Genomic DNA, 23,110 nt, shown 5'->3' with positions numbered 1-23,110 from the left:
TCCGTTATTATTTTATATGATGTCATGAAGATATGAAGATTTTTATTGCTATTGATAGTTTTAAGGGTTGCATGACCTCAGCAGAGGCCAATGCGGCTGCGGCTCTCGGCATTACGTCGGTGCATCCGGAGGCTGAAGTGCATTGCTTCACGGTCAGCGATGGCGGCGAGGGGTTTCTTGATGCGATGTGTCCTGACGAAGTGGTTCACTGCCATGTCCATGATGCCATGATGCGTTGGCGAGACGCTACTTTTGGCATCAAGGAAGGCAGGGCCGTCATTGAGACAGCAAGGGCTGTGGGGTTGTCAATGATAGAGCCTGAGTTTCGGAATCCGTTGCGAGCATCCAGCTACGGTGTGGGAGAACTGATGGTTCAGGCTTTGCGGCGTGGCTGTAGAGACTTTATCGTTGGGTTGGGCGGCAGTGCGACGAGTGATTGTGGACTGGGCATGTTAAAGGCTTTGAAACATGAGTGGCAAACAGAAAAACGGAAAGCATGGTATGATTTGTTTGACACAGCATGGTTGAAAGGACTAAAGGTGACTCTTGCAACAGATGTCACCAATCCTTTATGTGGACCTAAAGGAGCCGCGCGCGTCTTTGCTCCACAAAAGGGGGCCGATGAAGCAATGATAGATGAACTTGAGCGGCGGGCTGTCACTTTTTCGAAAGCTGCCGCGAAGCATCAAGGACGTGATTGCAGTAATTTGGTAGGTGCCGGAGCGGCTGGAGGATTGGGCTATGCGTTCATGGAGTTTATGGACGCGACAGTGAAGAGTGGAGCTGACGTTGTCTTGCGGTCGAGTGGTTTTGTCAGTCAGTTGGGGCTTCCGTATAAGCCCTCGTTGATCATAACTGGAGAGGGGAGTGCTGATGGTCAGACGCTGATGGGCAAATTGCCAAGCGTAATTCTCAATCATGGACTGGCTTCCGGTGTGCCCGTAATTTTATTGGCAGGTAGAGTGGGGGATGAAAAAAGCCTGCTTGACGCAGGCTTTAAGCGAGTGGTGAATATCAATGAGGGCTTACCTATGGTAAATGCGCTTGGAAAAGAAGTCGCCTTGAATCGATTGACGGACAGTGTTAATGTAGTCGTCTCTTCAATTTAAGATTGGGGATCTTGATTTTATCTCCAGCTTTGATATTTTTCTTTCCACCATTGACAGCCTCTACGTAGCATTCCATGCCAGGACCTAAATGAGCCTTGCTGATGCTCCCTATTGTCTGTCCTGGACGTGCGGTTACAGTTTGCTTGATTCCTGTGATGATATAGGCACCTGTGCGGACTCTTGCATCCTTATTGTATTCCGACTGTAAATCAGCATTGTTTTTATCGGCTGACAATGTCTGCACGGCTGTTTGTTGTGCTGTGGCAGTCGTTTTGCCTTCTGGATGATCTCGCCTTACTTTTACGGTGTCTGCTGAAGTTAGTTTCACAGGTAGAGCTTTTTCGGCGATGGCTTGCTGGGATCTTTTATGGTGTTGCGCCACCATTGTCATTTGTTTTTCTAAGCGTTCTATGTGACTGTCACGTTTTTGGATCTGTTTATATAGATAGTATCCACCGCAGAAACAACCAATTACGATGACAACAGCAGTAACGATCAAAGCTTTCAATGCATGATTTTGATGCTCCTCAACTTTTTCGGTGGTATCATCTCCGGCTGTCTCTTCTGTTGTCTCAACTATGGGAAAGTCTGACACAGGCTCACTTATTGACGTTTCCTCAGATGGTTCTTCCTCGTTTCCCTCTGGCATTCGGTTGTCATTCTCCGGAGTCTGGTTGTCTTCCTCCGGTTCTTCATGGTCTTTATCCGGCAAAACATCGTCTTTCTCGGTTCTCTCCTCGTCCTCTTCCGGTTCCTCATCAGGCATCTGATCATGATCTGAAGGTACAGCCGGAATGACGGTTGCAGGGCCAGCTTCACTATCTTGTTCTGGTGAAGCAGAGAGTTCCTCTTCAAACTCTTTGTCAATTGCAGCGAAGTCAACACCATCGTTGACAGCCACCGTCTCAAATTGCGAGAAGGGTTTGTTTACCTCGTCACGCAAGGCAGCATCCGGTGTGAAACTTATTTTGTCCCTGCCCTCAATGACGATAGGTTCGCCCGTATTGACATCTACACTCTTTCTTGCAGCTATGCCGACAATCTTGAATGAGCCCAAGCCCTTTACTTTGACCAGCTTGTCTTGCTTAAGGCCATCATTGATGACCTCGAAGATGGCTGTCACGAATCGCTCAGCATCAGTCTTGTTAAGACCATGCTTGTCGGTCAGCGAAGAGGCGAGCTCCTTAATACCAGTCCTACTCATTATTGGTTTGTGGCTTTTTCAAGTTTTCTTTAATTGCGGCTATGGGCTTAAAGCTAAGCACGAGCTTAGGTGGCACAAGCATGCGTTGCTGGGTTGCTGGATTGACAACGATGCGCTCCAGCCGTTTCTTCACTTCGAACGTACCGAATCCATTAATCTGGATAGTATCGTTTTCTTCAAAGTGCAACCCCATTTCAGCGATGATCGTACGTACCATCTGCTGGGTGTCAGCTTGAGTAAAGCCAGTTTGTGAGGCAAGTTGGGCTATGAATTCTTTGTTGTTCATACTACCTTTCCATAAAGGTCAAACTCATCACTTGATGTCATCAGAACATTATAATAGTGGCCAACACGCAGTCTTCGGTCGGCAGCAGGGATGAGAACTTCCGGGTCAACTTCCGGAGAACAGGCTTCTGTGCGACCTACATAATAGTCGCCTTCCTTTCTATCGATGATTACCTTAAAGTTTTTGCCTACTTTAGCCGCTTCTATTTCAGCGCTTATCTCTTCCTGAACGCTCATGAGCTTGTCCAATCGGGCTCGTTTCACATTGCCAGGAACATCGTCTTTGTAGTGGATAGCTGAGTAAGTGCCTTCCTCTTCGGAGTAGGCAAAGGCGCCCATGCGTTCAAATCTCTCTTGCTTTACAAAGTCGAGAAGCTCATTGAAGTCATCCTCCGTTTCCCCGGGAAAGCCTACCATAAGCGTTGTGCGGATCGTGAGACCGGGTACTTTTGCTCTGATAGCGTGAATGAGATCAATGGTTTCTTGTTTTGTAACGTGTCTGTGCATCCTTGTCAGCATGTTGTTGGAGATGTGCTGCAGAGCGATGTCAAGATATTTGCAAACGTTGTCGTGCTGAGACATCACGTCAAGCAGCTCCATAGGAAACTGATTGGGATAAGCATAGTGCAGGCGTATCCACTTTACGCCTTTGATGCAGGCCATCCTGTCGATGAGCTCAGCGATGCGGGTTTCTCCATAGAGATCTCTGCCATAGTAGGTCAACTCCTGTTCTATAACCTGAAACTCTGTTACACCTTCATTGACGAGTTCTTCCACTTCCTGCAGAATATCTTCCATGGGGCGGCTCACATGCTTGCCTGTGATGAGTGGGATGGCACAATAAGCGCAATGCCGGTCGCACCCTTCTGCAATCTTAATATAAGCATAATGCGATGGAGTGGTAATTATGCGTCGACTGTTAGCTGCCACGCGCGCACCGGAGAAGGTCTTGCTTTCTGACGGCCGTTGCTCAGCAGGACCAAGGTCTTGGAGAAGTTGTGAATAGTTGAACTTGCCGTAGAATTTGTCAACCTCAGGAATATTTTCTTCTAATTCTTTCTGATAACGTTGGGAAAGGCAACCCATCACAAACAGTTTGCCGAGGCGTCCCTCGCTTTTCGCATTTACAAATTCAAGGATCGTGTTAATGCTTTCTTCTTTGGCACTCTCAATGAAGCCGCACGTGTTGATGACGGCAATTTCTCCTTGTGGACGTTTAGGGTCATGGACACAATGATACCCCATGTTTTCAAAACGACGCATGAGCTGCTCTGAATCGACAAGATTCTTTGAACAGCCCATGGTGATAAAGTCAATTTGATTTTTCTTCATGTTTGAATGTCAATCAGAAGAGGGAGTCGACAAATTCTTTCTTATTGAATAGTTGCAGGTCTTCCATCTTTTCACCGAGGCCTATATATTTCACCGGTACCTTTAGCTGGTCGGATATTCCTATGACCACGCCGCCTTTTGCGGTTCCATCAAGCTTAGTGATAGCGAGAGAAGTGATATTGGTGACGGCTGCAAACTGTTTAGCCTGTTCGAAAGCATTCTGACCTGTGCTTCCATCAAGCACAAGCAATACTTCATCAGGCGCAGAGGGGATGACTTTCTTCATGACCTCTTTAATTTTTTTCAGCTCATTCATCAGTCCTACCTTGTTGTGTAGTCTTCCTGCAGTATCAATTAGCACAACATCAGCGCCATTAGCCTTCGCGCTTTGCAATGTATCAAACGCCACACTTGCCGGATCAGATCCCATTTGTTGTTTGATGACAGGTACGTCCACGCGGTCGCCCCAAATCTGAATCTGCTCTACGGCAGCGGCACGGAAAGTGTCTGCAGCTCCGAGATAAACTTTCTTTTCCGCCTTTTTGAATTGATAGGCAAGCTTCCCAATCGTTGTGGTTTTCCCGACACCATTAACGCCTACTACCAGTATGACATAAGGCTTATGGTCGGAGGGAAGATCCCAGTTAGCATTGTCGTCAGAGTTGTTCTCAGTAAGCAGTGCGGCAATTTCTTCTTTCAGTATTCGGTTAAGTTCCGATGTAGAGACATATTTATCGTGTGCCACTCTGTCTTCGATGCGATGGATGATTTTCACGGTTGTTTCAACGCCGACATCCGACGTAATGAGCACTTCCTCAAGATTGTCAAGCACATCGTCGTCGACTTTCGACTTACCGGCAACGGCACGGGTAAGCTTTGAGAAGACACTTTGTTTGGTCTTCTCAAGGCCTTGATCAAGGGTCTCCTTATTTTTTTTACTGAATAATCCGAATATTCCCATAATGCGCGATGGTTGTGTTATAAGCTTTCGTCCTCCGGCTGTTGGAGCTTTCGTTTTATTTTAGGCATGTGCTTTTTGTTTCTAAGCCACGCTTCTTTTCGCTCCTCGTAATCTCTCCGATGTCGTTCGAGAAAATTGTCAGCCATTACTGTAGATTATTTAAATCGACTGTAAATGACTTTCAATTGTAGTGGACTGTTGGTTGCAGTACCCTTTACGAGCTTCGTACTTGAGAGGGACATATCGTGCGACACCTTGGTCACAACGGTGTTAGCTGACGAGCTTGATGTCCCATAGTAATAACTGTAATAGGAACTGTACGAGCTGGATGTAGCAGCCGTTGATGTTGTCAGCGTCACGGGGATGAGTACAACCTTATTCCAATCAGCCGATCTGTGGGCCTTATCAACGGCAGCCATAGCAGAAATCATTCCTGATATATTATTATATGTATAGCTGTTGGTTGACGATTTGCCGGAATAAGTGGCAATGAACGAGTTGCGGTTATTGTACATTTGCTTGTTCTCGAAGAAGCTATTGATGGAGTCTTTCGGTATCATCAACAGTGTCTTGGGAATGTCAAACGAATAATTGTCAGCGTTAACGGTACTGTTGACTCTGGGTATTGTCAGGGAGGCACTTGCAATGTTATCGTGCTCATGCCCTGTAACAATGCTTTCTACCGGCAATGTCAGTTCAGTAAAGATTCCGGAGGGAGTCTTCAAATAGGTACAACTCTCATCGGCTGCCAGCTTCAGGAGAGTATTTCTATCGTTGCTGATGGTCGTGGTCTGCAGCACTTCTTCAGTGCCCCAAAATATTGTAATACCATTCAGCACACTATCTTTGTATTCTGTCACGGTCTTGCCGTTGACAGTAGATGTATGGGCCACTTTATCCGTGTACTTGTAATAGACATTGAGCTGAGCAGCGTCAATATAAGCCATATTTCCAAGGCCGGACTTGTGCTTGAAGTAGAATCCTGGGACAACATTGTTGCGGAAGGTATTAGCATTCTTGAAGAATGCAGGATTCTCATAGTATTTCTCTAAGATATACGTACCATAGTTATTGTAAACCTTACCATTGGCATCCGTGTACTTGTCGTTGAGTTTGAGCGTGATATACGGTTCATAGGTAGATGTGTCACGTGTAGATTTGGCCACCATATAGTCTGTGAGCGTATATACTTTATCTTTACTTATGCCTCCATTACGGATATATCCTTCTTTCAAAGGGTCGAAGTTGCTGTAATAATTCCTGTCTTCCCCCATAGGTTTCGCCATCTCATAGGCGGTGAGCTTCATGGTACGTGTGCTGTCACCATAGTGCTTAGTGTAGAAGAGACGTATCTCGCACGAGTCAGCATTTATGATGCCTTTCAACGTCTGTCCGTCAGCATTGGTTGACGTCATGGCTTCCTTCTCTGGGAATTTGTAGCCTTCAATACTATAGAATTGCGTCATGATATTGCCCGTGATATAGTTACCTGTCTCTGTATCACGTACTTTGCCTAAATATCCTGTTGTGTTTCTCGACAATACAGAATCTGCGAGGATCGATTGGCTGGAGACGTCATAAGACGCCGCTTCCACGTTCACAGCATCTGTATTGGATGTCAGTGAAGAACCTATGCTGTCGGTGGTATCGGAGCATGATGCCATGACGAAACCTGTGAGTAGAAGATATGCTGCTTTTATATTCATGCTTTTCACATGTAGGATTGTTAATGCCTCAATTTAATGATTCGGGAAAGTACCAGCTTAGCCTAATAGCTTATGGTAGAACTCTTTGTAGGCAGGAGCATAGTTCTCTCCAGGATATTCCAGTATGGGTAATTTCGACTCTTTGGCGTAGGATAGCAGATTATCATTGACCTTTTCCGCAGCCTCAATGATACCGTCGCTATAGTCGATAGCAAGCTTTCCAAGTTCAATAAAATCGAAATGTTCAGAATACTTGTCAAGCAAACTGGCCTTTGCTGAGCCGTAATCGACGTACTCCTTAAACTTTGTGCCGAAGTTAGACTTAAACTGGCTGGGGAAGAGTGACGTGACTACTTTGGAGTTGGAAAATGTGGGGTCGTCGTGATAAGCAGTCTTGACATAGAGCGGGATAACCCCTGCCATCCACCCTTGACAATGAATGATGTCAGGGTTCCAACGCAGCTTTTTCACCGTCTCGAGCACGCCGCGGGCAAAAAAGATGGCACGCTCGCCATTGTCTGTATATTCGTCGCCATTCTCATCTTCCGTCATTGTGCGACGTTTGATAAAATAGTCCTCATTGTCAATAAAATAGACTTGAAGCCTTGACACAGGCACGCTTGCAACCTTAATGATCAGCGGATGGTCGGTGTCGTCAATGACAATATTGAGTCCCGAGAGCCGGATGACCTCATGAAGTTGTCCTCTGCGCTCGTTGATATTCCCCCATTTTGGCATAAACGTGCGCACATCAAGGCCGCCCGATTGCATCTTTTGTGGAAGGTCTCGCCCTAACACTGCCATTTCTGACTTGGGTACATAGGGTACAATCTCCTGATTGATGAATAAAATTCTCTTTTTGGCCATTACGATTTTATTCTAAAGTAATTTTGGTACAAAGGTACGCATAAATAATGACAAAGCGTCTGATTTTGCATGATTTCACACAAAACCAGACGTTTTTATATTATATAATGTATGGTTGGGGCTTATTTACCCTAACCTCAGTTTATTCGATTACGACAAGCGCATCATCTTCCATGACGCTCTGCCCCTCCTTGACACAGACTGCTGTCACCTTGCCGTCCTTGTCCGACTCAATGTTGTTGGCCATCTTCATGGCTTCCAAGACGAGCAGCGTATCTCCAGCCTTTACCTCGTCGCCCACTTTTACATTGACGGCTGTAATGGTTCCCGGCAGCGGAGCCTTGATGGCGTTGGCGGTGTCGACATTGGCTGAGGAAGTTGTTTCTTCACTATCTTCCTCAGCAGGCTTACCGAGAGTTACTTTCGGTTTCTCCTCCTCGGCAGGCTTTTCCATGCCCACCTCAAAGGCTTTCCCATTGACTTTCACGTTGGCGACATTGGTCTCCTCGTTGATGTCAACAATCTCAACCTCATATTCCTTGCCGTCTATTGTATATTTAAACTGCTTCATCTTTCTTATGGTTTTGCGGTAAATGAAATCTGCCTGGCATTCCACAGTGTCTGTTTGGGTCTGATGGTGATGATGTCGGGCTCTTTGTCGTGCACATTATTACCTTGGTATTCGAAGATGGCCATGGCAATAGCAGCATAGATATTCTTATCCATTTCTTCTTTGTTTATTTACATGGGAATGCAACCGTGCTTCTTGGCGGGTAGCGACTGACGCTTATGGGCCAACTGTGCCAGACCGCGGCAGATGCGGAAACGGGTATTGCGGGGCTCGATGACATCGTCGATATAACCGAACTGGGCAGCCTGATAGGGGTTAGCAAATGTCTCGGTGTACTCTTCTTCCTTTTCGGCGAGGAAAGACTTGACGTCGCCGCCTTCTTCCTTGATCTTCTTTGCCTCCTTGCCGCAAAGCACAGCCACGGCACCGCTGGCGCCCATCACGGCGATCTCTGCTGTTGGCCAGGCAAAGTTGAGATCGGAGCGGAGCTGCTTACAGCCCATCACGATGTGGCTTCCACCATAGCTCTTTCTCAGAGTGATGGTAATCTTGGGCACTGTGGCCTCACCGTAAGCATAGAGCAGCTGCGCGCCATGCAGGATAACGGCGTTGTACTCCTGACCTGTACCGGGAAGGAATCCGGGTACATCTACGAGGGAGACAATAGGAATGTTGAATGCGTCGCAAAAGCGTACGAAGCGCGCTCCTTTGCGCGAAGCGTTTGTATCGAGTACGCCCGCATAAGCTGAGGGCTGGTTGGCAACAATGCCCACGCTCTGGCCATTGAAGCGCGCGAAGCCTGTAATGATATTCTTGGCAAATTTCGGCTGCACCTCGAAGAATTCTCCGTTGTCTGTAATAGCAGTGATGACCTTGTACATGTCGTAGGCTTTGTTGGGATCATCAGGCAGTATCTCATTGAGCAAGTCAGCCTTGCGGTCAATGGCATCGGTGCATTCCACGCGCGGAGCCTCCTCCGTATTGTTGGAAGGAATGTAGCTCAGGAGCGTCTTGACCATCTCCATAGCTTCCTCTTCTGTCTTGGCTGTGAAGCTGGTCACACCGCTCTTGCTGGCGTGAACGCTGGCACCACCGAGGTGCTCTGAGTCAATATCCTCACCGGTGACGGTTTTCACCACTTTCGGACCCGTGAGAAACATATAGCTTGTGCCTTCAGTCATGAGAATGAAATCAGTAAGTGCCGGTGAATAAACGGCTCCACCAGCGCAGGGGCCGAGAATCATGGAAATCTGCGGAATGACACCCGATGCTAGGATGTTGCGCTCAAAGATTTCACCATATCCGGACAGGGCAGAGATGCCTTCCTGTATGCGTGCGCCGCCAGAGTCGTTCATGCAAATAACGGGAGCGCCGTTTTGCATGGCCATATCCATGACTTTGCAGATCTTCTGCGCCATGGTCTCCGACAAAGAGCCACCATTGACAGTGAAGTCCTGGGCATAGACATATACGAGACGGCCGTCGATCGTAGCAGAGCCAGTCACGACACCGTCGCCCAGATACTGCTTCTTTTCCATACCGAAGTTATGGCAGCGATGAAGCTTGAACATGTCGTACTCTTCGAAAGAGCCCTTGTCAACAAGCATCTCAATGCGCTCGCGGGCTGTGTATTTGCCGCGGGCGTGCTGCTTGTCGATGGCCTTCTGTCCGCCTCCAAGACGGGCCTGCTCGCGCTTGGCAACAAGCTCCTTAATCTTCTCAGTTTGAATGCTCATAATTCCTTTTATTATTGTGTTCTGAAAATTTTGTGCAAAGTTACTAATTTTTTCTGCTAAATGCTTGTTGGAAGCAGTTTTTTAAGTATCTTTGTGGGCTCAAAGATAAACTTTTAATACTTGATATTGTAATGAAGCAGACCATTCTTGTGACCGGAGGTACAGGGTTTATAGGCTCCCATACTTCTGTAGAGCTGATTGAGGCAGGCTACAAAGTAGTCATTGTTGACGACCTTTCCAATTCAAAGATTGAGGTTCTCGATGGCATTGAGAAAATCACCGGTGTGCGTCCTGCTTTCGAGCAGGTAGACTTGCGCGACAAAGAAGCCACGGAGAATGTATTCAAAAAGTACACGGACATTGAAGGCATCATTCATTTCGCCGCCAGCAAAGCGGTAGGGGAGAGCGTCCAGAAACCGTTGCTCTACTATCGCAACAATGTTGTTTCCCTGATCAATCTGCTGGAGCTCATGCCGAAATATAACGTCAAAGGCATTATTTTCTCTTCAAGCTGCACCGTTTACGGTCAGCCTAAGCCGGAGAATCTGCCTGTCACCGAGACGGCGCCCCACCAGAAGGCCACTTCTCCTTACGGCAACACGAAGGAGATCAACGAGCAAATCATCTTTGATTACATCCACAGCGGCGCACCTGTCAAGAGCATTATCCTGAGATATTTTAACCCCATTGGCGCCCATCCGACAGCTTTTATCGGCGAGCTGCCTAACGGTGTCCCCAACAATCTGATCCCTTATGTCACGCAGACAGCCATCGGCATCCGCAAGCAACTCACTATTTTCGGCAACGATTACAACACTCCAGACGGCACCTGCATTCGTGATTATATCTATGTCGTAGATCTTGCCAAAGCTCATGTGGCTGCCATGAGACGCGTACTCGACGACGAGGACAGCCCTGTCATTGATTACTTTAATATCGGCACCGGACACGGTAACTCTACGCTGGAGATTGTGAAGACCTTTGAGAAAGCTACAGGTGTGAAGCTCAACTGGGCTTACGGTCCACGTCGCGAAGGCGACATCGAGAAGATATGGGGCGATTGCTCTAAGGCGAATAAAGTACTCGGTTGGAAAGCAGGGACTTCACTCGACAATGTGCTGCGCTCTGCCTGGAAATGGCAGCTCAAGCTTCGCGAGGATGGAGTGATGTAAGATTGGAGGCTCACTTTTTTGTTAAAAAATGATGCTGACCGATTGTGATTAAGTGAAAAAGCAGTAACTTTGCACCCGCTGTCACGAGTTGACAGCATAAAATTCAAACCTTAATAAGTTTTTATAAACAGTATTTTTTTAACAAAATGGCAACAAAAATCAGATTGCAGCGCGGCGGCCACAAGGGCTACGCAGTTTACAGAATTGTGATCGCTGACGTAAGAGCACCACGTGATGGTAAGTTTATCGAGAAGATTGGTATGTTCAATCCCAACACCAATCCTGCTACTGTAGATTTGAATTTCGACCGTGCCCTCTATTGGGTAGAGACCGGTGCACAGCCCACTGACACAGTACGTAATATCCTCAAGAGCGAGGGTGTCTACATGATGAAGCATCTTCGCGGTGGCGTGAAGAAAGGAGCTTTTGATGAGGCTGCCTGTCAGCAGAAGTATGACGCATGGAAGACGGCGAAGGATCAGAAGCTCACAGCTGCCAAAGACGCTCAGAGCAAGAGCCGTCAGGAGGCTGCCGCTAAGGCACTTGACGCAGAGAAGAAAGTCAATGAGGCCATTGCCAAGAAAGTAGCTGACAAAAAGGCTGCTGAGGCTGCTGCCAAGGCTGAGGCCGAGGCTGCGAAAGCCGCTGAAGCTGCACAGGCTGCTGAGGCTGCCAATGCCGAGGCTCCCGCTGAGAATGACGCTGCTCCTGCTGAGGCCTAACCTGCAAAAGAGTCTGGCTGCTTAGGCGGGTAGAATAAAAGGCCGTTGTCTTATCCTTTCATGGAGAGACAATGGCCTTTCTCGTTTTCTGTTCACCTCTCCTTCGTCTACACTGTAGACGCATTGCCTTTACACTGTAGACGCGTTGCCTTTACACTGTAGACGCGTTGCCTTTACACTGTAGACGCGTTGCCTTTACACTGTAGACGCATTTCATTAAATGTGCTCATTTTATTTTCAGCAATCAATAGCTTGGCATGTATTTTGTTGTCAAGCTTTTACAAATAAGACGAACAGGAAGATTTATTATGGCATTTATCGATTATTATAAAATTTTAGGCGTCAGCAAGGACATTCCCCAGAAGGATGTGAGACGCGCTTTTCTGAAACGCGCCAAGCAGTTTCACCCTGACTTACATCCCGATGATCCAAAAGCCAAGGCAAAGTTTCAGGCGCTTAATGAGGCCTACGAGGTGATCAGTGACCCTGAGAAACGAAAGAAATACGACCAGTTTGGGCAGAATTGGAAGGAGGCGGATACCTTTAACCACGCAGGGGATGGTGATGGAGGAGGCCAGGAATTTCATTGGAGTTCTACGGAAGGCGGTTCGCCTTTCGAAGGTTTCGACTTCTCCAACTTTGGAAATGGCGGCGGTTTCTCCAGCTTCTTCCAGGATCTTTTTGGCAACATGAGAGGGTCGGGGGGAAGCTCCACGTCATCCCGTACCAGTAGTGGCGAGATGGATGCTAAAGTAAACATCGACCTTTATACCGCGCTCTTGGGTGGAGAGGTCATCATTCAGCTTCGGAATGGCTCAAAGATTAAGCTGAAAGTACAGCCGGAAACGCAGAATGGCACACGAGTGCGCCTGCGGGGAAAAGGATATGACCGCGGTGACGGTACTTTTGGTGACTTGATCATTACTTACAACGTTAAGTTGCCAACCAATCTGACGGAGAGGCAAAGGCAGCTTCTCAATGAGATGAGATATGCATGATAGCTTATCGGTCATGAATAATTAAAATATATTAAACCGAAAGTCGACTTGTAAATATCTCCATAAAAAATATTACCTTTGCATCCGCATTGAGAGCTAACTTCTCTTTGTAGGAAAGCCATGAACAGGGAGAGATGCTCGAGTGGCTTAAGAGGCACGCCTGGAAAGCGTGTATACCTCCAAAGGGTATCCGGGGTTCGAATCCCCGTCTCTCCGCTGAAAAATTTTAACATTTATTGCTAAAAGTTCAAGAAATTAGCTAAGTGCCGTAATTCCAAGGAGTTACGGCACTTTATTTTGTATTCGTTCTCATCACGAAACCTCTAAAAATCCTCTCACGGGTCTCAAGATGGTCTGTTTTCGGTACATATATGGTACAGAAAATCATCATCGACGAAAATTGTACCAAAGACCACATAAAGACCCTGCAAAGACCTTGCAAAGACCACTATAAAGTCATTGTAATTCAGCCGATTATGTTTAACTTTGCAGCCGGATAAATTTCGGTGCTTGAGCCCACAACTCCTGCTTTTTGTGTACCAAACGGTGCATTTTGGCAGGATTCCGTGTACCAAGCCTGGATACCGCTGTACTATTTAAAAATTAATTCGTTATGAGACGAGCTTTTAAGACGATTTTCTACATCCGTGGAAATTATGTGAACAAAAATGGACAAAGTTCCATCATGATTCGTTTGTGCCTGGACAGAGACCGCCTTTGTATCGGCACAACTGGTATCACCATTGACCCTACCCTTTGGGACAAGGACTATCAGAAGGTGAAGGGTCGTACTACCGTCGCCTTGCAGGTGAACAAGAAGCTTGAGGGCATCCGCACCGAGCTGCAGGGCATCGCTGACAAATTGGAACTGGAGAATACCCTTTCATTGGACAAGGTGAAGGCAGCCTACCAGCATGAAGACGTGGAGTATAACACCATTGGTCAGCTCTTCGACAAGTATATAAGTAATGTGAAGGCGAAGACAGGCACAACGCTCAGCACGACATCCTATCACAAGTATGAGCTTTGCCGCAAGCGTTTCATGGAAATGCTCGAAGCCAAGTACCACTGCAAGGATATGCTGCTCCATGAGCTTAACCCCACTGTCATCGAGGATTACTACATCTATCTGACTACATCTATCGGCCATTGCAACAATACTGCCGTTAAGACGATGAAGACCATGCGAACCGTTATCCTTCACGGCATCAAGATGGGCGTGCTACACAACGATCCGTACCTCGGTGTCCATTTGCACATGGACGAGGTTGACCGTGGCTATCTCACGGAAGAGGAGATTAAAACCATCATGGAAAAGCAGTTCGATCTTGAACGCCTTGAGCGCACCCGTGACCTTTTCATCTTCTCATGTTTCACCGGTCTTGCATATATCGATGTCAAGGCATTAATGCTGGAGAACATCGTCATCCTCAACGGTGTGGAATGGATAAGCTCTAAACGAGTAAAGACAGGAACGAAGATCAGTGTCGTACTCTTTGAGGGTGCCAAGCTAATCATTGAGAAATACAAAAATTATCCTAGAAAGAAAGGTCATGTATTCCCAATCTACTCCAACCAGAAGACAAACGATTATCTGAAGGAGATCGCTACGGCATGCGGCATCGACAAGGATATATCGTTCCACATGGCGCGTCACACTTTTGCCACACTGACGCTTAGCAAGGGTGTGCCTATCGAGTCCGTTTCCCGTATGCTGGGTCATAAGAACATTAAGACTACGCAGATTTACGCAAAAATAACCAATAAGAAGATCGAGGAGGATATGGCCAAATTCTTCAATGACAAGACAATCAGCAGCCTCGGTGAGGAGTCTGTGAACATGACGGCCAAGGATAAAAACACCACCAAGGCCAAGAATAAGAAGAAAGGCGGCACCCAGGCATCTGCCCAGGCTTGAAGCCTATAGCCCGCCTTGTTGTCCTTACTGTCGAAAAAGGCTCTTGATGCAACAGATGTATCAAGGGCCTTTTTGCGTTTATACATACTTAGCCATTTATCTGCTTGTATAACGACTATCCATCAAAGGCTTGGAAGCCTCAATCGTTCTCGATCTATAACGTTCTATGGATTGTGTGCCGTCAACGCAGACGAAGCGCGGCAAATCCGAGCGAAGCCGCTTGCCGCCAACGAAGGCGAAGATGACAGGCACTCAATCCTGAGAACAAACGAACAGACCACTCTCCCCTGCCGCCGGAAGTCCCCGTCCGGCGGTTAAAGCGGTGCTGCACGAAGCATGGCTTTAAGGGTGAAAGGATAACCTATATGAGCCGATACACATTATTATATAGCCTAAGCCATCGTGTCAAGTCCATCTTTAATTCAGATATTTGCTTTCAGAAACGAGTATATGGAATAAAATACCTAAATTTGTAGCCCAAACTTATCATCCCGCAATTATGAAATACGAAGAGATAGAGAAGAAGCCATATCACTTCACGTTGGAGCGCATAGACCCCTACGACGAGAATGTGCCCGAAGCCGTTATTCCCGAGGATAAATGCCTCTACTTCCAGCCGGAGGAGCTGCTTGAGCTTCGCAATTTCTACAAAAGGGAAGGTCGTGACGCACCTTTCGAGTTCTTGCAGGATTATGCCCCCGATTCCTATGACGAAGACTGGTGGGCCCTGCTTGACTATCTCTACAGCTGTACATCCATTGACATGATAGTAGCGGAAACCGCTGCCGCTCCCGACCCTGTGATAAACAGGGACGCATTGGTTGCCCGTCTTCTGAATGAGCTGCCTTACAGTCTTGATGACTACAATATCATAGCCCCGCAAGAGCTCATTGACGATGTCCTCGATGACAATTTTACGGACTGGGTTGGGATAAGGATTCGGATAGAATTAGACAATGCCCTCGTGGATGCGGACTTTTATGATTCTGAATGCAAATAGTCTTGCAGGAGTCTTGTGTGGCAATCAAGACTTTCAATTCTCTCTGTCAAGAATATCCTGAAACTGCGGATGCCTCTGGTACCAGACAGCGGCAAATGAGCAGACGGGCTTCACTTTCAGTTCTTTGCTGACAGCATAGTCGTTGACAGCACTGACAAGCAGACTCCCCACACCCATCCCCTCCTTGTAGGCATACGTGTGGTCAATGCTCAATACATTTCCCTTGAAGGAAAATTCCAGTCGGCCGACAAGTTCGTCACCGTCATAGGCAAGCACCTTGCCGCCAGTATTCGTAGTCTCAATCTTCGTCTCCATATTGGGCACAAAGGTACGATATTTCCCCGACATTTCGGAGTTATTGTATTTCATACTCATATTATTATATATCTGATATTTCCAATCAATGCATAGCGCTTCAAGAGCTTGACTTCGCCCTTGCAGTCCCCGGACGAAAGAGCGAAGTGAAGCACTCAAGGGCTTGTGCGCAAGGCATGTGGCGGAAGAGCATCGAAGCGCAGCCTTGATGCCACTGTAGCCACTTGCCTTGCGATACTGTGGTACTCCCATGCATTGCATGGCTTATACTTCCATGCATTGCATAGCTTATACTTCCATGCATTGCGTAGCGGATATTCCCAATCATTGCGCAGCGCATCAAGAGCTTGACTTCGCCCTTGCAGTCCTTGGACGAAAGAACGAAGTGAAGCATTCAAGGGCTTGTGAGCAAAGCATGTGGCGAAAGAGCATCGAAGCGCAGCCTTGATGCTACTGTAGCCACTTGCCTTGCGATACTGATAATCAGCCAACAAGGGCTACGCTTTTCCAAGCTCTGTTCCCAATTGTACGACCAAAGGCCGTGTTAACTCGTCCAGTCTCCAGTTTTTCCCTTCCGCCAGCGTGACTTCCTTGCCGCTGTAAAACTTGGCAACGACATTGTTCCGGTCGAAGTCAAGACGCGCCTGTATCAGCTCAAAATATCCTGGATGCAGATAGATGACCGGCCGTATCTTCCTCAGGAACCTCACCTGCTCATCAGCCAGTTCCCCCATCATCCTTAGGTAGTCGATGAACTGCTGCAGCGACGCTACGCTGTCCTCCTCGAACGCCGTCGAGAGGATGTCAAACTCCCCGAAGTCCCGGATCTGAATGCTGTACCCACTCTGACGCAGCACGTCCAGTCCGTAGCCGTTGATGAACATCCAGCTCACCGGCCCAGTCGTAGCCTCCACATGTCCCGTCTGCCAGCCGAAGACCTCGAAAAGTCGGTCCGCATCCTGCCCTATGGCCGCCCAACGCCTGGCATTCGGCTTGCCACACGGGAAGATGACGATATGCACGTCCTCCCCACGCTGCGTCGCCTTGAGCAGAATGTCCACCAGCTCACGGTTCCACTGTTCCGTCTCCGTCCACTTTTCCGGGTTGAAGCCTAACTTCCACCTAATGAAGACAGACAAGATCTTGTCATTGGCACCCTCGGCATAGTCGTCGAGAATGCCCAGCATATTATTCTTCTGGGCTATGCCATCCACATCCGTGAACGACAGCCCATAGTCTTTCAGCAGCTTTCGCCACTGCTTGAACTCATCCACGCTCGTTACCGACAGCAGCGTCTGATAAGCCTTCCGAAGCTCCTTGTCTTCGAGCAGCTGCTGGTTTCCGGCGTAGAAGTCCAGAATGTCGAGGTACTGCTTTCTGAGCAGATTCACCCACGTCATGTTCAATGTTTCCATAGTAGATTCTTGATTGTTCGTTACATCATTCATAATATAAGGTATTAACAGTTACGGTATCGGCAGTTCAAAGGCTTTGTACACCTGCTTGCCCTCCTTGTCGATGAAGCACCACCGCTCCGAGCGGTACGGCAGTCCGGCGGCATCAACACAGGCATAGTCAATCTTCACCTTCCATCCGCTGAACTCCCCCTTCCTGTCGCCTTTCATGATGAGCGATCGTATGTCCGCCATGCTCCGCATCTGCCGTTCAGCAAGACTGACGACATAGTGGTCGGACGGATTGAACCGGTTCATGTTGTCCGTGCGCTTCATGATCGTGTCCGTGACCACCTGCATCGTCCTGAGCATTCCCTTCACCTCATCCTTGGTGAAGTAACCCGTTCCGAATGCCGAGTCCGGCTCCGACACCGCCAGCACACGCAGCTGCTTGGGATAGTCCACGCTGAGCTCCAGGTTCTCCTTTGCCAGCCGCTTCATCTTCTCACCCGAGTTGCCGCACGACACCATCAGTGCGGCACCCATCATCAAACACATAAATTTCTTCATGGCAATACAGTTTCATCGTCCGTACTTCAATGTGTAGTTGATCACGTTACCGAAGGCCTTGAACTTCACCTTCTTCATCGGCGGCGCAACGAACTTCTCCCCCGTCTGCGGATTACGGCATACACGCTCCCCGAACCGGTAGATGTAGAACTTCCCGAAGTCTGGGATGATGACCTCCCCGTCCTCACGGAGGATGTCCGACACCGCGCAGAGGAAGGCATCCACCGCCTTCTCCACGTCCTTGACAGAAAGCCCCGACTCAAAAGCCGCCTTTCTCAACAGTTTCTTCTTGTTCACAGTACTCATGGTTAATGGTTTGAATGGTTGATAATCAATAGAATAGTAAAAAGTAGACAACGTTTAGTTTAACTCGTTATAGTATGCTCACTTGTTATAATCCGCCACAATCCGTTTCCGGTCATCCGACAGCCGCAGGTACGCCTTCGACAGCGACCCCTTCTCATCCGTTAGCATCACCTCATTCTTCGTGACGCCATACTCCAGCAGCTCCTTCAGCTCGTCGAGCGTCACCTCATGCCCACGGATATGCCGCCATAAAGTAAGGTGGTATGGCTCCCCGAGTTTCTCGTGACAGGAACAGTTGAACGCCATCGGACTCACCAGCACGTCCTCGCCGCATACCGGGCATTTGCCCACTACCGAGCTCAGCGACATGCCATAGACCTCACTCTCCACCAGCACCGCCGAGAAGATCCGTCCCTGCGAGTTGAAACAGCCGTCGAGTACCGTCGGATGCCCGTCAAGGAACGCCTCTATCTCATGCGGCAGGATAAAGCGGTGCGAGAGGATGCCGTTGCAGTGCCATTTGCAAGCATCACCTTTGTCAAAGTAATGCTCACAGAAGTACCCCTTCGAGGTGATCTTGATACGCCCTCCACAGTGCAGACAGCGGTGCTCCAGGTATCTGCCTTCCGACACCACAGCCATCTTGCCGTCCTGCATCTCGATGTGCGCCATGTACTGTTTTCCCTTCTTGTCCTTGAATGTCAGCACACGGCTTCTGCCCGTGTCCTCCAATTCCTTGATGACAGCGTCCGTGATCTGTACGCCACGGATAGATTTCTTGATTTCCATAGTTGATAAAGTTAATAGTTGATGATTAATAATGATTCGTAGTTATTGATTACTGATTGTTGATTAGTAGTTGACAGACAACTATATACATAACAACGTTGAAGTTGATTTGCGACTACAGATACTTCCAGTCCAGTATCAGTCCGTCCACGACCGCCTTGCCCGACATCACCGTCGCCCATCCGTCCGGGTCGAGCCCGAACCACAGGTCATTCCACGACAGCGTGCGGATCTGCCAGGCCAGCAGCCACAAGTCCGTGTTGATGCTCTCCAGCCGCGTGACAATCTCATTGGCTACATAGTACCGCTCCGCCGAGTTCAGCAGGTTGACCTTGTGCTTCTCCGTCTTGCCGTCCGCATTGGTAACGTTGTACGACCCACTTGTCACCAGCTGCTTCATGAACGGATAGAGCGAGAGCATCTGTGCCGAGGCATCAACAAGCTCTTCCGAGACCATCACCGCAATGGCAGTCCCTTTGAGATTGCCCGGCAACGACTTGCGGAGCAACGCCATGTTTTTGGGTATCTCCATTCCCACGAGCTCCGCGGCACGCTTGATCTGATAGATATTCTGCATGGCGCCCTGCGCATTCTGCAGATAGCCCAACATCTTATCCTCCAAATGGTGCATCCGTTCCATGGCCAGCGTGACCCCGGCTTCCGTTGCGATGATCGCCTCCTGCGTCTTCTCACGCTTCTTGAAGAGCTTCTTCAGCATTTCCGTCTGTGTGGTCACCGCCCCTGTCAGGAGCGGGTCTGTCTGCTGTGCGAAGCCGCAGACGGAACAGGACATGGCCAGCAACAGACAAAAGAATTTTCTTTTCATGGTTTTCCGGTTGTTATGGCTACAGACATCATTGACGGTACGGACTTGAAAAGTCGGTGCCGGAAGTGATGCGCCGTGACCTCGTTCACAATTCGCAGAATGGGACATTCAGAAAAAATTCCAATCCCATTGGCCTTTACATCTTAAATCCGCTCTTGCACTCGTTGCGCTCCCTTAGCTCCGTCCTGATCCTCGCGAGATTCTCATCCCGTTGGAACTTCGTCTTGAGCTGCAGCGCTTCCAAAGGCATGCCGCGTACAACATCGTTCCAGTCCTTGTAGTTCACCGGCGGTTTCATCACCTCGATGCGGTCTGGCAACTTGATGAACTTTCCCAGTTCCTCAACAGAAGCCTTCCCCACCGGCATGTCGAAGGACTTCCCCTCCATCTCCAGCCTGAGGTTGTCCCCCATCTGAAAAACGCTGAGCCGTTTCCCGTCGAGCAGCGCCGCCATACGCATACCGTAGATCCGCCCCGGCAGGTCATTGTCGAAACAGTCCACCGCCTTGGCCATGCAGAAGTGCTTCATCAGTCCCGACACCTGTCCGTTGGACAGCGCGCCGCCCACCGATACGAATGCCGAGTGCGGCAGGTCTATTTTCGCCCGGTTCGCCTGATAGAACGACATGGCATCGTAAGCCGACTCACAGAAATAGACATGCCTGACCATCTGCGGATTGTTCAGTGCCGAGTGGATGCCCGCCGTCCACATCGCCGTCGTCGAGTTCGTCCCTGCCGCCTTGCCCTTGAACCCGCGGTCGCCCCGCAGCTCATAACCAGCCAAGTCCGCACAGAAGTCCGGCTCACGGTACGGGAAGCCTATCATCGGCAGACCGTTCCTGTTCTTCTGGTCCGTGACGATGGAGATATGCCGCTCAAAGAGCGACACCGTCTCACGGCTGATCCCCCTGTCCTCAAAGATCCCCATGGCATAGTCCATGTTCCTTGCCAGCGGCTGAGCCGTATAGCGTTTGGGATTGAACACCGGGTTCAGACTCCCCAGCCCACCGGCATAGCCCCGGTCGTGATTGTCCACTACCGGCATGTTGGCGAAGTCCGCCAGCACCTTACCGATGACCTCCCACTGGTTGCGTCCGAACTTGTTGAAGCGACCGAGATTCTCACCGATGAAGTCCACCACGTCACCCCGCTTGCCCGAATTACGGTGGAAGTACCGCTGCCGGTCCTTCTCCTGCGGATGCGAGATGACGATGGTGTCAAGCTTCTCACCCCTGCCGTCGGGCAGGATCAGCTCGATGTACCGTCCCACGCCCGCCTGTCTGTTGAGCTTGTAGCCGAGCGAGAAGGCAACATCGTCGATGCCTACCCTCGGCTTCATTTCCTGAAAAGATACGTAAGACATAGGCTTGTAGTTTGATGTTTGTTATAGGTTTGATAGTTATAGATTTGATAGTTAAGCAGCCCACAAATGAAGTTTAATATATGGACTTAATCATCACAATTTCAAGCCTTTATTTTCCTTATTCTCTTGCTTCTGTTCACGTATCTCACGCACTTCCCCGACGAACTTTCTCGCCACCGTGTCGTGCAGCATCTGATCCTTCAGCGCCCCCGTCGGCATCATCTCATATCTGATACCCGTAATCTTGCTGATGGGCTTCATGCCGAGATCCTGCCCCTCGAAGGTCGCACGCACCGCATACCCCCCGTCCATGCGCTTGAAGATGGACGCACTGTCGAACTTTGCTGATAGCGCTATGTCATGCGGCTGCTGCCACACCTTCTTGGCAGCTTCAACCCCCTTGTCAAGTCCCACCTTATGCTGGTTCTCTGTAAGGATAGGCGTCTCACCAAGGGCAATCTTCTGCTCGTCAATCTTCTCAAGGATCATCTTCGAAGCCTTGTTCACGTCCGCCATGACCGATACGATGAACTTCGGCTCTTCTCTTAGCGCATTGATCCATCCGTCCATGTAGGCAGCGTTGTTGTTGAGGATACGCTTGTCAAAGCCCAGGGCATTGCCCACCATGGCAGCCGTGAGCTCCGCCACCAGCTCCTCCTTGGCATACTTTGCATCCCCGAACTTCGCCCCCTTGTCACGGTTCAGCCGGTTGGGGGTGCCCGTGGAGTGCGTCATCTCATGGAGCGCTGAAGAATAGTACTCCATACCGTCCTTGAAAATCTCCTCCGCGTTCTTGCCGATGTTGAACTGCTCCTTCTTGGGGACAATGACAATGTCACGTGCCGGGGAGTAGAACGCCCCGTCCACGATCCTGTCGGTCTGCACACGGCATATCCACTCCTGCTGCTCGAACATACGGTCGAGAGCCCGGTTCTCGTACATGCCTTGGGTGTCACGCAACTGCGGACCCTTGAAACGGTCCACAATGGCATCGTACTTCTCCTTGTTCACCTCTTCTAAGTTGGTCTGATCCACGTTGAACACGGAGAAAGCGCGGAGGGACGGCCGTACCTCGCACTTCGCCTGCTCGCCACGGCTCATCTGCCTGTAGTCCGACTCTGCTATCCGCTTGCCCCGCTCGTCCTTGATATTGAGGTCCCAGTAGATGACCGGCATCGACTGCGCGCCCTTCTTGATACGGAGGTTCTCCTTCTGCGCCTGCATGAAGGTCATGTATACCGGCGTGCGGTAAGCGTTCATCGCCGTGTCCATCTGTAGGAAGAACGAGTTCGTGCCCGAGTAGTTTCGTCCGCTGAGGTTCTGCGGCATGCCGAGCATCGTACCCTTCCCGTTCGTCCATCCCTGCCGCCAGTCAGACGCCTTCATCGCCTTCATGCGGTCGATCATGAGCGAGCAGAACCTGTCTATGGCCTTGTCGCCGCTGCTCTTGTAGTTTGACTTGGAATCCTTGTTTTCCATAGTGTCAGTATTGGTTATGTTAGGTTAGTAGCCCCTCAGTGCGATGGCACAGCCTTCGCACTGAGGGCGAATTTTGTATATGTGTCTCTCACGGTATCACTGAGGCAGTGACAGCCACTTAGACGACAGCTCCGGCAAACTCCTCCGCGAACTCGTCGCCTCCGTCATAGATACGGCTCTCGGTCTCTTCGAGGTAGAGTTCAGCGTTGTTGTCGTCAGGCTCGATGCCGTGATCGTCGCACCACTGCAGATAGTCTTTTCCGTGGTCACTGCGCAGTGCGAGCTCGCACCATCCTATCTTGCCGTCCTGTTTGAGTTGAATGAGTTCTTCGATTGTATTGTTCTGCATAGTTGTGATGTGTTAATGGTTGATTGATAATGGTTGATAATTGATAATTGATAATGGTTGATGATAAAGTTGGCTTACCGCTCTTACTAAACCTTCTGACTTTTTCTATTATTCATTGAAAGACAGTGTATAACGTCA

General features: G+C 49.1%; 26 protein-coding genes and 1 tRNA gene. 7 read left to right on the top strand and 20 right to left on the bottom strand.

All coding sequences use genetic code 11. The features are described from left to right. The first annotated feature begins 32 nt into the window (after window positions 1-32). Window positions 33-1,109, top strand: coding sequence for a glycerate kinase family protein (locus PREMU_RS07420; protein WP_007574286.1), 1,077 nt, complete (start codon window positions 33-35; stop codon window positions 1,107-1,109). On the opposite strand, the gene PREMU_RS15645 is transcribed toward PREMU_RS07420, so the two are convergent. From PREMU_RS15645 to PREMU_RS07375, 10 genes are all read right to left on the bottom strand, one after another. After that, window positions 1,084-2,313 carry an HU family DNA-binding protein gene (locus tag PREMU_RS15645; RefSeq protein WP_007574284.1) on the bottom strand — a complete coding sequence of 410 codons (1,230 nt, stop codon included), beginning with the start codon at window positions 2,311-2,313 and terminating at the stop codon, window positions 1,084-1,086. The genes PREMU_RS07420 and PREMU_RS15645 overlap by 26 nt on opposite strands. Further along, window positions 2,306-2,599 (bottom strand): HU family DNA-binding protein, encoded by a 294-nt coding sequence (locus PREMU_RS07410; RefSeq protein WP_007574282.1) that lies wholly within the window; start codon window positions 2,597-2,599, stop codon window positions 2,306-2,308. The genes PREMU_RS15645 and PREMU_RS07410 overlap by 8 nt, the downstream gene beginning before the upstream one ends. Then, window positions 2,596-3,930, bottom strand: coding sequence for a 30S ribosomal protein S12 methylthiotransferase RimO (rimO, locus tag PREMU_RS07405; protein WP_007574280.1), 1,335 nt, complete (start codon window positions 3,928-3,930; stop codon window positions 2,596-2,598). The genes PREMU_RS07410 and rimO overlap by 4 nt, the downstream gene beginning before the upstream one ends. 13 nt (window positions 3,931-3,943) lie before the next feature. Further along, the gene (gene ftsY / locus PREMU_RS07400) at window positions 3,944-4,891 is read right to left on the bottom strand and encodes a signal recognition particle-docking protein FtsY (RefSeq protein ID WP_007574277.1); all 948 of its coding nucleotides are present in this window, start codon (window positions 4,889-4,891) and stop codon (window positions 3,944-3,946) included. Between the two features lie 17 nt (window positions 4,892-4,908). Then, on the bottom strand, window positions 4,909-5,037 hold the full coding sequence (locus PREMU_RS15640; protein WP_007574275.1) for a hypothetical protein: 129 nt from the start codon (window positions 5,035-5,037) through the stop codon (window positions 4,909-4,911). A 9-nt stretch (window positions 5,038-5,046) separates the two neighbouring features. Then, entirely contained in the window at window positions 5,047-6,597 is a 1,551-nt protein-coding gene (locus PREMU_RS07390; RefSeq protein WP_007574273.1) for a DUF4270 domain-containing protein, read from the bottom strand. Window positions 6,598-6,654: 57 nt separating this feature from the next. Further along, a complete protein-coding gene (locus PREMU_RS07385) occupies window positions 6,655-7,464 on the bottom strand; it encodes a glycogen/starch synthase (protein WP_007574272.1) in 810 nt (269 codons plus the stop codon). Between the two features lie 142 nt (window positions 7,465-7,606). Beyond that, window positions 7,607-8,035 (bottom strand): biotin/lipoyl-containing protein, encoded by a 429-nt coding sequence (locus PREMU_RS07380; protein ID WP_007574271.1) that lies wholly within the window; start codon window positions 8,033-8,035, stop codon window positions 7,607-7,609. A 5-nt stretch (window positions 8,036-8,040) separates the two neighbouring features. Beyond that, window positions 8,041-8,190: a hypothetical protein gene (locus PREMU_RS15255; RefSeq protein WP_007574270.1), complete on the bottom strand. Its 150-nt coding sequence runs from the start codon at window positions 8,188-8,190 to the stop codon at window positions 8,041-8,043. 15 nt (window positions 8,191-8,205) lie between these two features. Next, the gene (locus PREMU_RS07375) at window positions 8,206-9,771 is read right to left on the bottom strand and encodes an acyl-CoA carboxylase subunit beta (RefSeq protein ID WP_007574269.1); all 1,566 of its coding nucleotides are present in this window, start codon (window positions 9,769-9,771) and stop codon (window positions 8,206-8,208) included. A gap of 131 nt (window positions 9,772-9,902) precedes the next feature. On the opposite strand from PREMU_RS07375, the gene galE reads away from it, so the two are divergent. The 6 genes from galE (at window position 9,903) to PREMU_RS07345 (ending at window position 15,581) form a co-directional block, all read left to right on the top strand. Further along, the gene (gene galE / locus PREMU_RS07370; RefSeq protein WP_007574268.1) at window positions 9,903-10,943 is read left to right on the top strand and encodes a UDP-glucose 4-epimerase GalE; all 1,041 of its coding nucleotides are present in this window, start codon (window positions 9,903-9,905) and stop codon (window positions 10,941-10,943) included. A gap of 146 nt (window positions 10,944-11,089) precedes the next feature. Continuing rightward, on the top strand, window positions 11,090-11,665 hold the full coding sequence (locus tag PREMU_RS07365) for a 30S ribosomal protein S16 (protein WP_007574267.1): 576 nt from the start codon (window positions 11,090-11,092) through the stop codon (window positions 11,663-11,665). Window positions 11,666-11,973: 308 nt separating this feature from the next. Continuing rightward, on the top strand, window positions 11,974-12,663 hold the full coding sequence (locus PREMU_RS07360; RefSeq protein WP_007574265.1) for a DnaJ domain-containing protein: 690 nt from the start codon (window positions 11,974-11,976) through the stop codon (window positions 12,661-12,663). Between the two features lie 128 nt (window positions 12,664-12,791). After that, a tRNA-Ser gene (locus PREMU_RS07355) sits at window positions 12,792-12,879 on the top strand. 397 nt (window positions 12,880-13,276) lie between these two features. Then, window positions 13,277-14,581: a site-specific integrase gene (locus tag PREMU_RS07350; protein ID WP_007574264.1), complete on the top strand. Its 1,305-nt coding sequence runs from the start codon at window positions 13,277-13,279 to the stop codon at window positions 14,579-14,581. A gap of 499 nt (window positions 14,582-15,080) precedes the next feature. Then, window positions 15,081-15,581, top strand: coding sequence for a hypothetical protein (locus PREMU_RS07345; RefSeq protein ID WP_007574262.1), 501 nt, complete (start codon window positions 15,081-15,083; stop codon window positions 15,579-15,581). A gap of 33 nt (window positions 15,582-15,614) precedes the next feature. Here PREMU_RS07345 and PREMU_RS07340 read toward each other — a convergent pair whose 3' ends face one another. From PREMU_RS07340 to PREMU_RS07295, 10 genes are all read right to left on the bottom strand, one after another. Further along, window positions 15,615-15,950 carry a GNAT family N-acetyltransferase gene (locus tag PREMU_RS07340; RefSeq protein WP_007574260.1) on the bottom strand — a complete coding sequence of 112 codons (336 nt, stop codon included), beginning with the start codon at window positions 15,948-15,950 and terminating at the stop codon, window positions 15,615-15,617. A 101-nt stretch (window positions 15,951-16,051) separates the two neighbouring features. After that, window positions 16,052-16,387, bottom strand: coding sequence for a hypothetical protein (locus tag PREMU_RS15025; RefSeq protein WP_156803982.1), 336 nt, complete (start codon window positions 16,385-16,387; stop codon window positions 16,052-16,054). 6 nt (window positions 16,388-16,393) lie between these two features. Continuing rightward, window positions 16,394-17,311 carry a hypothetical protein gene (locus tag PREMU_RS07330; RefSeq protein WP_156803981.1) on the bottom strand — a complete coding sequence of 306 codons (918 nt, stop codon included), beginning with the start codon at window positions 17,309-17,311 and terminating at the stop codon, window positions 16,394-16,396. 51 nt (window positions 17,312-17,362) lie between these two features. Beyond that, window positions 17,363-17,860, bottom strand: coding sequence for a hypothetical protein (locus PREMU_RS07325; RefSeq protein ID WP_040558126.1), 498 nt, complete (start codon window positions 17,858-17,860; stop codon window positions 17,363-17,365). Between the two features lie 12 nt (window positions 17,861-17,872). Further along, the gene (locus tag PREMU_RS07320; RefSeq protein ID WP_007574255.1) at window positions 17,873-18,166 is read right to left on the bottom strand and encodes an HU family DNA-binding protein; all 294 of its coding nucleotides are present in this window, start codon (window positions 18,164-18,166) and stop codon (window positions 17,873-17,875) included. 78 nt (window positions 18,167-18,244) lie between these two features. After that, a complete protein-coding gene (locus PREMU_RS07315; protein WP_007574253.1) occupies window positions 18,245-18,955 on the bottom strand; it encodes a hypothetical protein in 711 nt (236 codons plus the stop codon). Between the two features lie 115 nt (window positions 18,956-19,070). Continuing rightward, the gene (locus tag PREMU_RS07310) at window positions 19,071-19,781 is read right to left on the bottom strand and encodes a hypothetical protein (RefSeq protein ID WP_007574251.1); all 711 of its coding nucleotides are present in this window, start codon (window positions 19,779-19,781) and stop codon (window positions 19,071-19,073) included. A 136-nt stretch (window positions 19,782-19,917) separates the two neighbouring features. Then, window positions 19,918-21,144 (bottom strand): toprim domain-containing protein, encoded by a 1,227-nt coding sequence (locus PREMU_RS07305; RefSeq protein ID WP_007574249.1) that lies wholly within the window; start codon window positions 21,142-21,144, stop codon window positions 19,918-19,920. 93 nt (window positions 21,145-21,237) lie between these two features. Next, window positions 21,238-22,623: an ArdC family protein gene (locus PREMU_RS07300; RefSeq protein ID WP_007574247.1), complete on the bottom strand. Its 1,386-nt coding sequence runs from the start codon at window positions 22,621-22,623 to the stop codon at window positions 21,238-21,240. 118 nt (window positions 22,624-22,741) lie between these two features. Then, window positions 22,742-22,972 (bottom strand): hypothetical protein, encoded by a 231-nt coding sequence (locus PREMU_RS07295; RefSeq protein WP_007574246.1) that lies wholly within the window; start codon window positions 22,970-22,972, stop codon window positions 22,742-22,744. Window positions 22,973-23,110: the final 138 nt, after the last annotated feature.

It is taken from the genome of Hallella multisaccharivorax DSM 17128 (genome assembly GCF_000218235.1).
In the GTDB taxonomy this organism is placed as follows: Bacteria; Bacteroidota; Bacteroidia; order Bacteroidales; family Bacteroidaceae; genus Prevotella; species Prevotella multisaccharivorax.
This window is presented reverse-complemented; position numbering and strand designations above follow the sequence as displayed.

What these genes read in the sequence shown, in the direction of transcription:
- PREMU_RS07420 (WP_007574286.1), top strand. Translation starts at nt 33, where the DNA reads ATGAAGATTTTTATTGCTATTGATAGTTTTAAGGGTTGCATGACCTCA.
- PREMU_RS15645 (WP_007574284.1), bottom strand. Translation starts at nt 2,313, where the DNA reads ATGAGTAGGACTGGTATTAAGGAGCTCGCCTCTTCGCTGACCGACAAG.
- PREMU_RS07410 (WP_007574282.1), bottom strand. Translation starts at nt 2,599, where the DNA reads ATGAACAACAAAGAATTCATAGCCCAACTTGCCTCACAAACTGGCTTT.
- rimO (WP_007574280.1), bottom strand. Translation starts at nt 3,930, where the DNA reads ATGAAGAAAAATCAAATTGACTTTATCACCATGGGCTGTTCAAAGAAT.
- ftsY (WP_007574277.1), bottom strand. Translation starts at nt 4,891, where the DNA reads ATGGGAATATTCGGATTATTCAGTAAAAAAAATAAGGAGACCCTTGAT.
- PREMU_RS15640 (WP_007574275.1), bottom strand. Translation starts at nt 5,037, where the DNA reads ATGGCTGACAATTTTCTCGAACGACATCGGAGAGATTACGAGGAGCGA.
- PREMU_RS07390 (WP_007574273.1), bottom strand. Translation starts at nt 6,597, where the DNA reads ATGAATATAAAAGCAGCATATCTTCTACTCACAGGTTTCGTCATGGCA.
- PREMU_RS07385 (WP_007574272.1), bottom strand. Translation starts at nt 7,464, where the DNA reads ATGGCCAAAAAGAGAATTTTATTCATCAATCAGGAGATTGTACCCTAT.
- PREMU_RS07380 (WP_007574271.1), bottom strand. Translation starts at nt 8,035, where the DNA reads ATGAAGCAGTTTAAATATACAATAGACGGCAAGGAATATGAGGTTGAG.
- PREMU_RS15255 (WP_007574270.1), bottom strand. Translation starts at nt 8,190, where the DNA reads ATGGATAAGAATATCTATGCTGCTATTGCCATGGCCATCTTCGAATAC.
- PREMU_RS07375 (WP_007574269.1), bottom strand. Translation starts at nt 9,771, where the DNA reads ATGAGCATTCAAACTGAGAAGATTAAGGAGCTTGTTGCCAAGCGCGAG.
- galE (WP_007574268.1), top strand. Translation starts at nt 9,903, where the DNA reads ATGAAGCAGACCATTCTTGTGACCGGAGGTACAGGGTTTATAGGCTCC.
- PREMU_RS07365 (WP_007574267.1), top strand. Translation starts at nt 11,090, where the DNA reads ATGGCAACAAAAATCAGATTGCAGCGCGGCGGCCACAAGGGCTACGCA.
- PREMU_RS07360 (WP_007574265.1), top strand. Translation starts at nt 11,974, where the DNA reads ATGGCATTTATCGATTATTATAAAATTTTAGGCGTCAGCAAGGACATT.
- PREMU_RS07350 (WP_007574264.1), top strand. Translation starts at nt 13,277, where the DNA reads ATGAGACGAGCTTTTAAGACGATTTTCTACATCCGTGGAAATTATGTG.
- PREMU_RS07345 (WP_007574262.1), top strand. Translation starts at nt 15,081, where the DNA reads ATGAAATACGAAGAGATAGAGAAGAAGCCATATCACTTCACGTTGGAG.
- PREMU_RS07340 (WP_007574260.1), bottom strand. Translation starts at nt 15,950, where the DNA reads ATGAAATACAATAACTCCGAAATGTCGGGGAAATATCGTACCTTTGTG.
- PREMU_RS07330 (WP_156803981.1), bottom strand. Translation starts at nt 17,311, where the DNA reads ATGGAAACATTGAACATGACGTGGGTGAATCTGCTCAGAAAGCAGTAC.
- PREMU_RS07325 (WP_040558126.1), bottom strand. Translation starts at nt 17,860, where the DNA reads ATGAAGAAATTTATGTGTTTGATGATGGGTGCCGCACTGATGGTGTCG.
- PREMU_RS07320 (WP_007574255.1), bottom strand. Translation starts at nt 18,166, where the DNA reads ATGAGTACTGTGAACAAGAAGAAACTGTTGAGAAAGGCGGCTTTTGAG.
- PREMU_RS07315 (WP_007574253.1), bottom strand. Translation starts at nt 18,955, where the DNA reads ATGGAAATCAAGAAATCTATCCGTGGCGTACAGATCACGGACGCTGTC.
- PREMU_RS07310 (WP_007574251.1), bottom strand. Translation starts at nt 19,781, where the DNA reads ATGAAAAGAAAATTCTTTTGTCTGTTGCTGGCCATGTCCTGTTCCGTC.
- PREMU_RS07305 (WP_007574249.1), bottom strand. Translation starts at nt 21,144, where the DNA reads ATGTCTTACGTATCTTTTCAGGAAATGAAGCCGAGGGTAGGCATCGAC.
- PREMU_RS07300 (WP_007574247.1), bottom strand. Translation starts at nt 22,623, where the DNA reads ATGGAAAACAAGGATTCCAAGTCAAACTACAAGAGCAGCGGCGACAAG.
- PREMU_RS07295 (WP_007574246.1), bottom strand. Translation starts at nt 22,972, where the DNA reads ATGCAGAACAATACAATCGAAGAACTCATTCAACTCAAACAGGACGGC.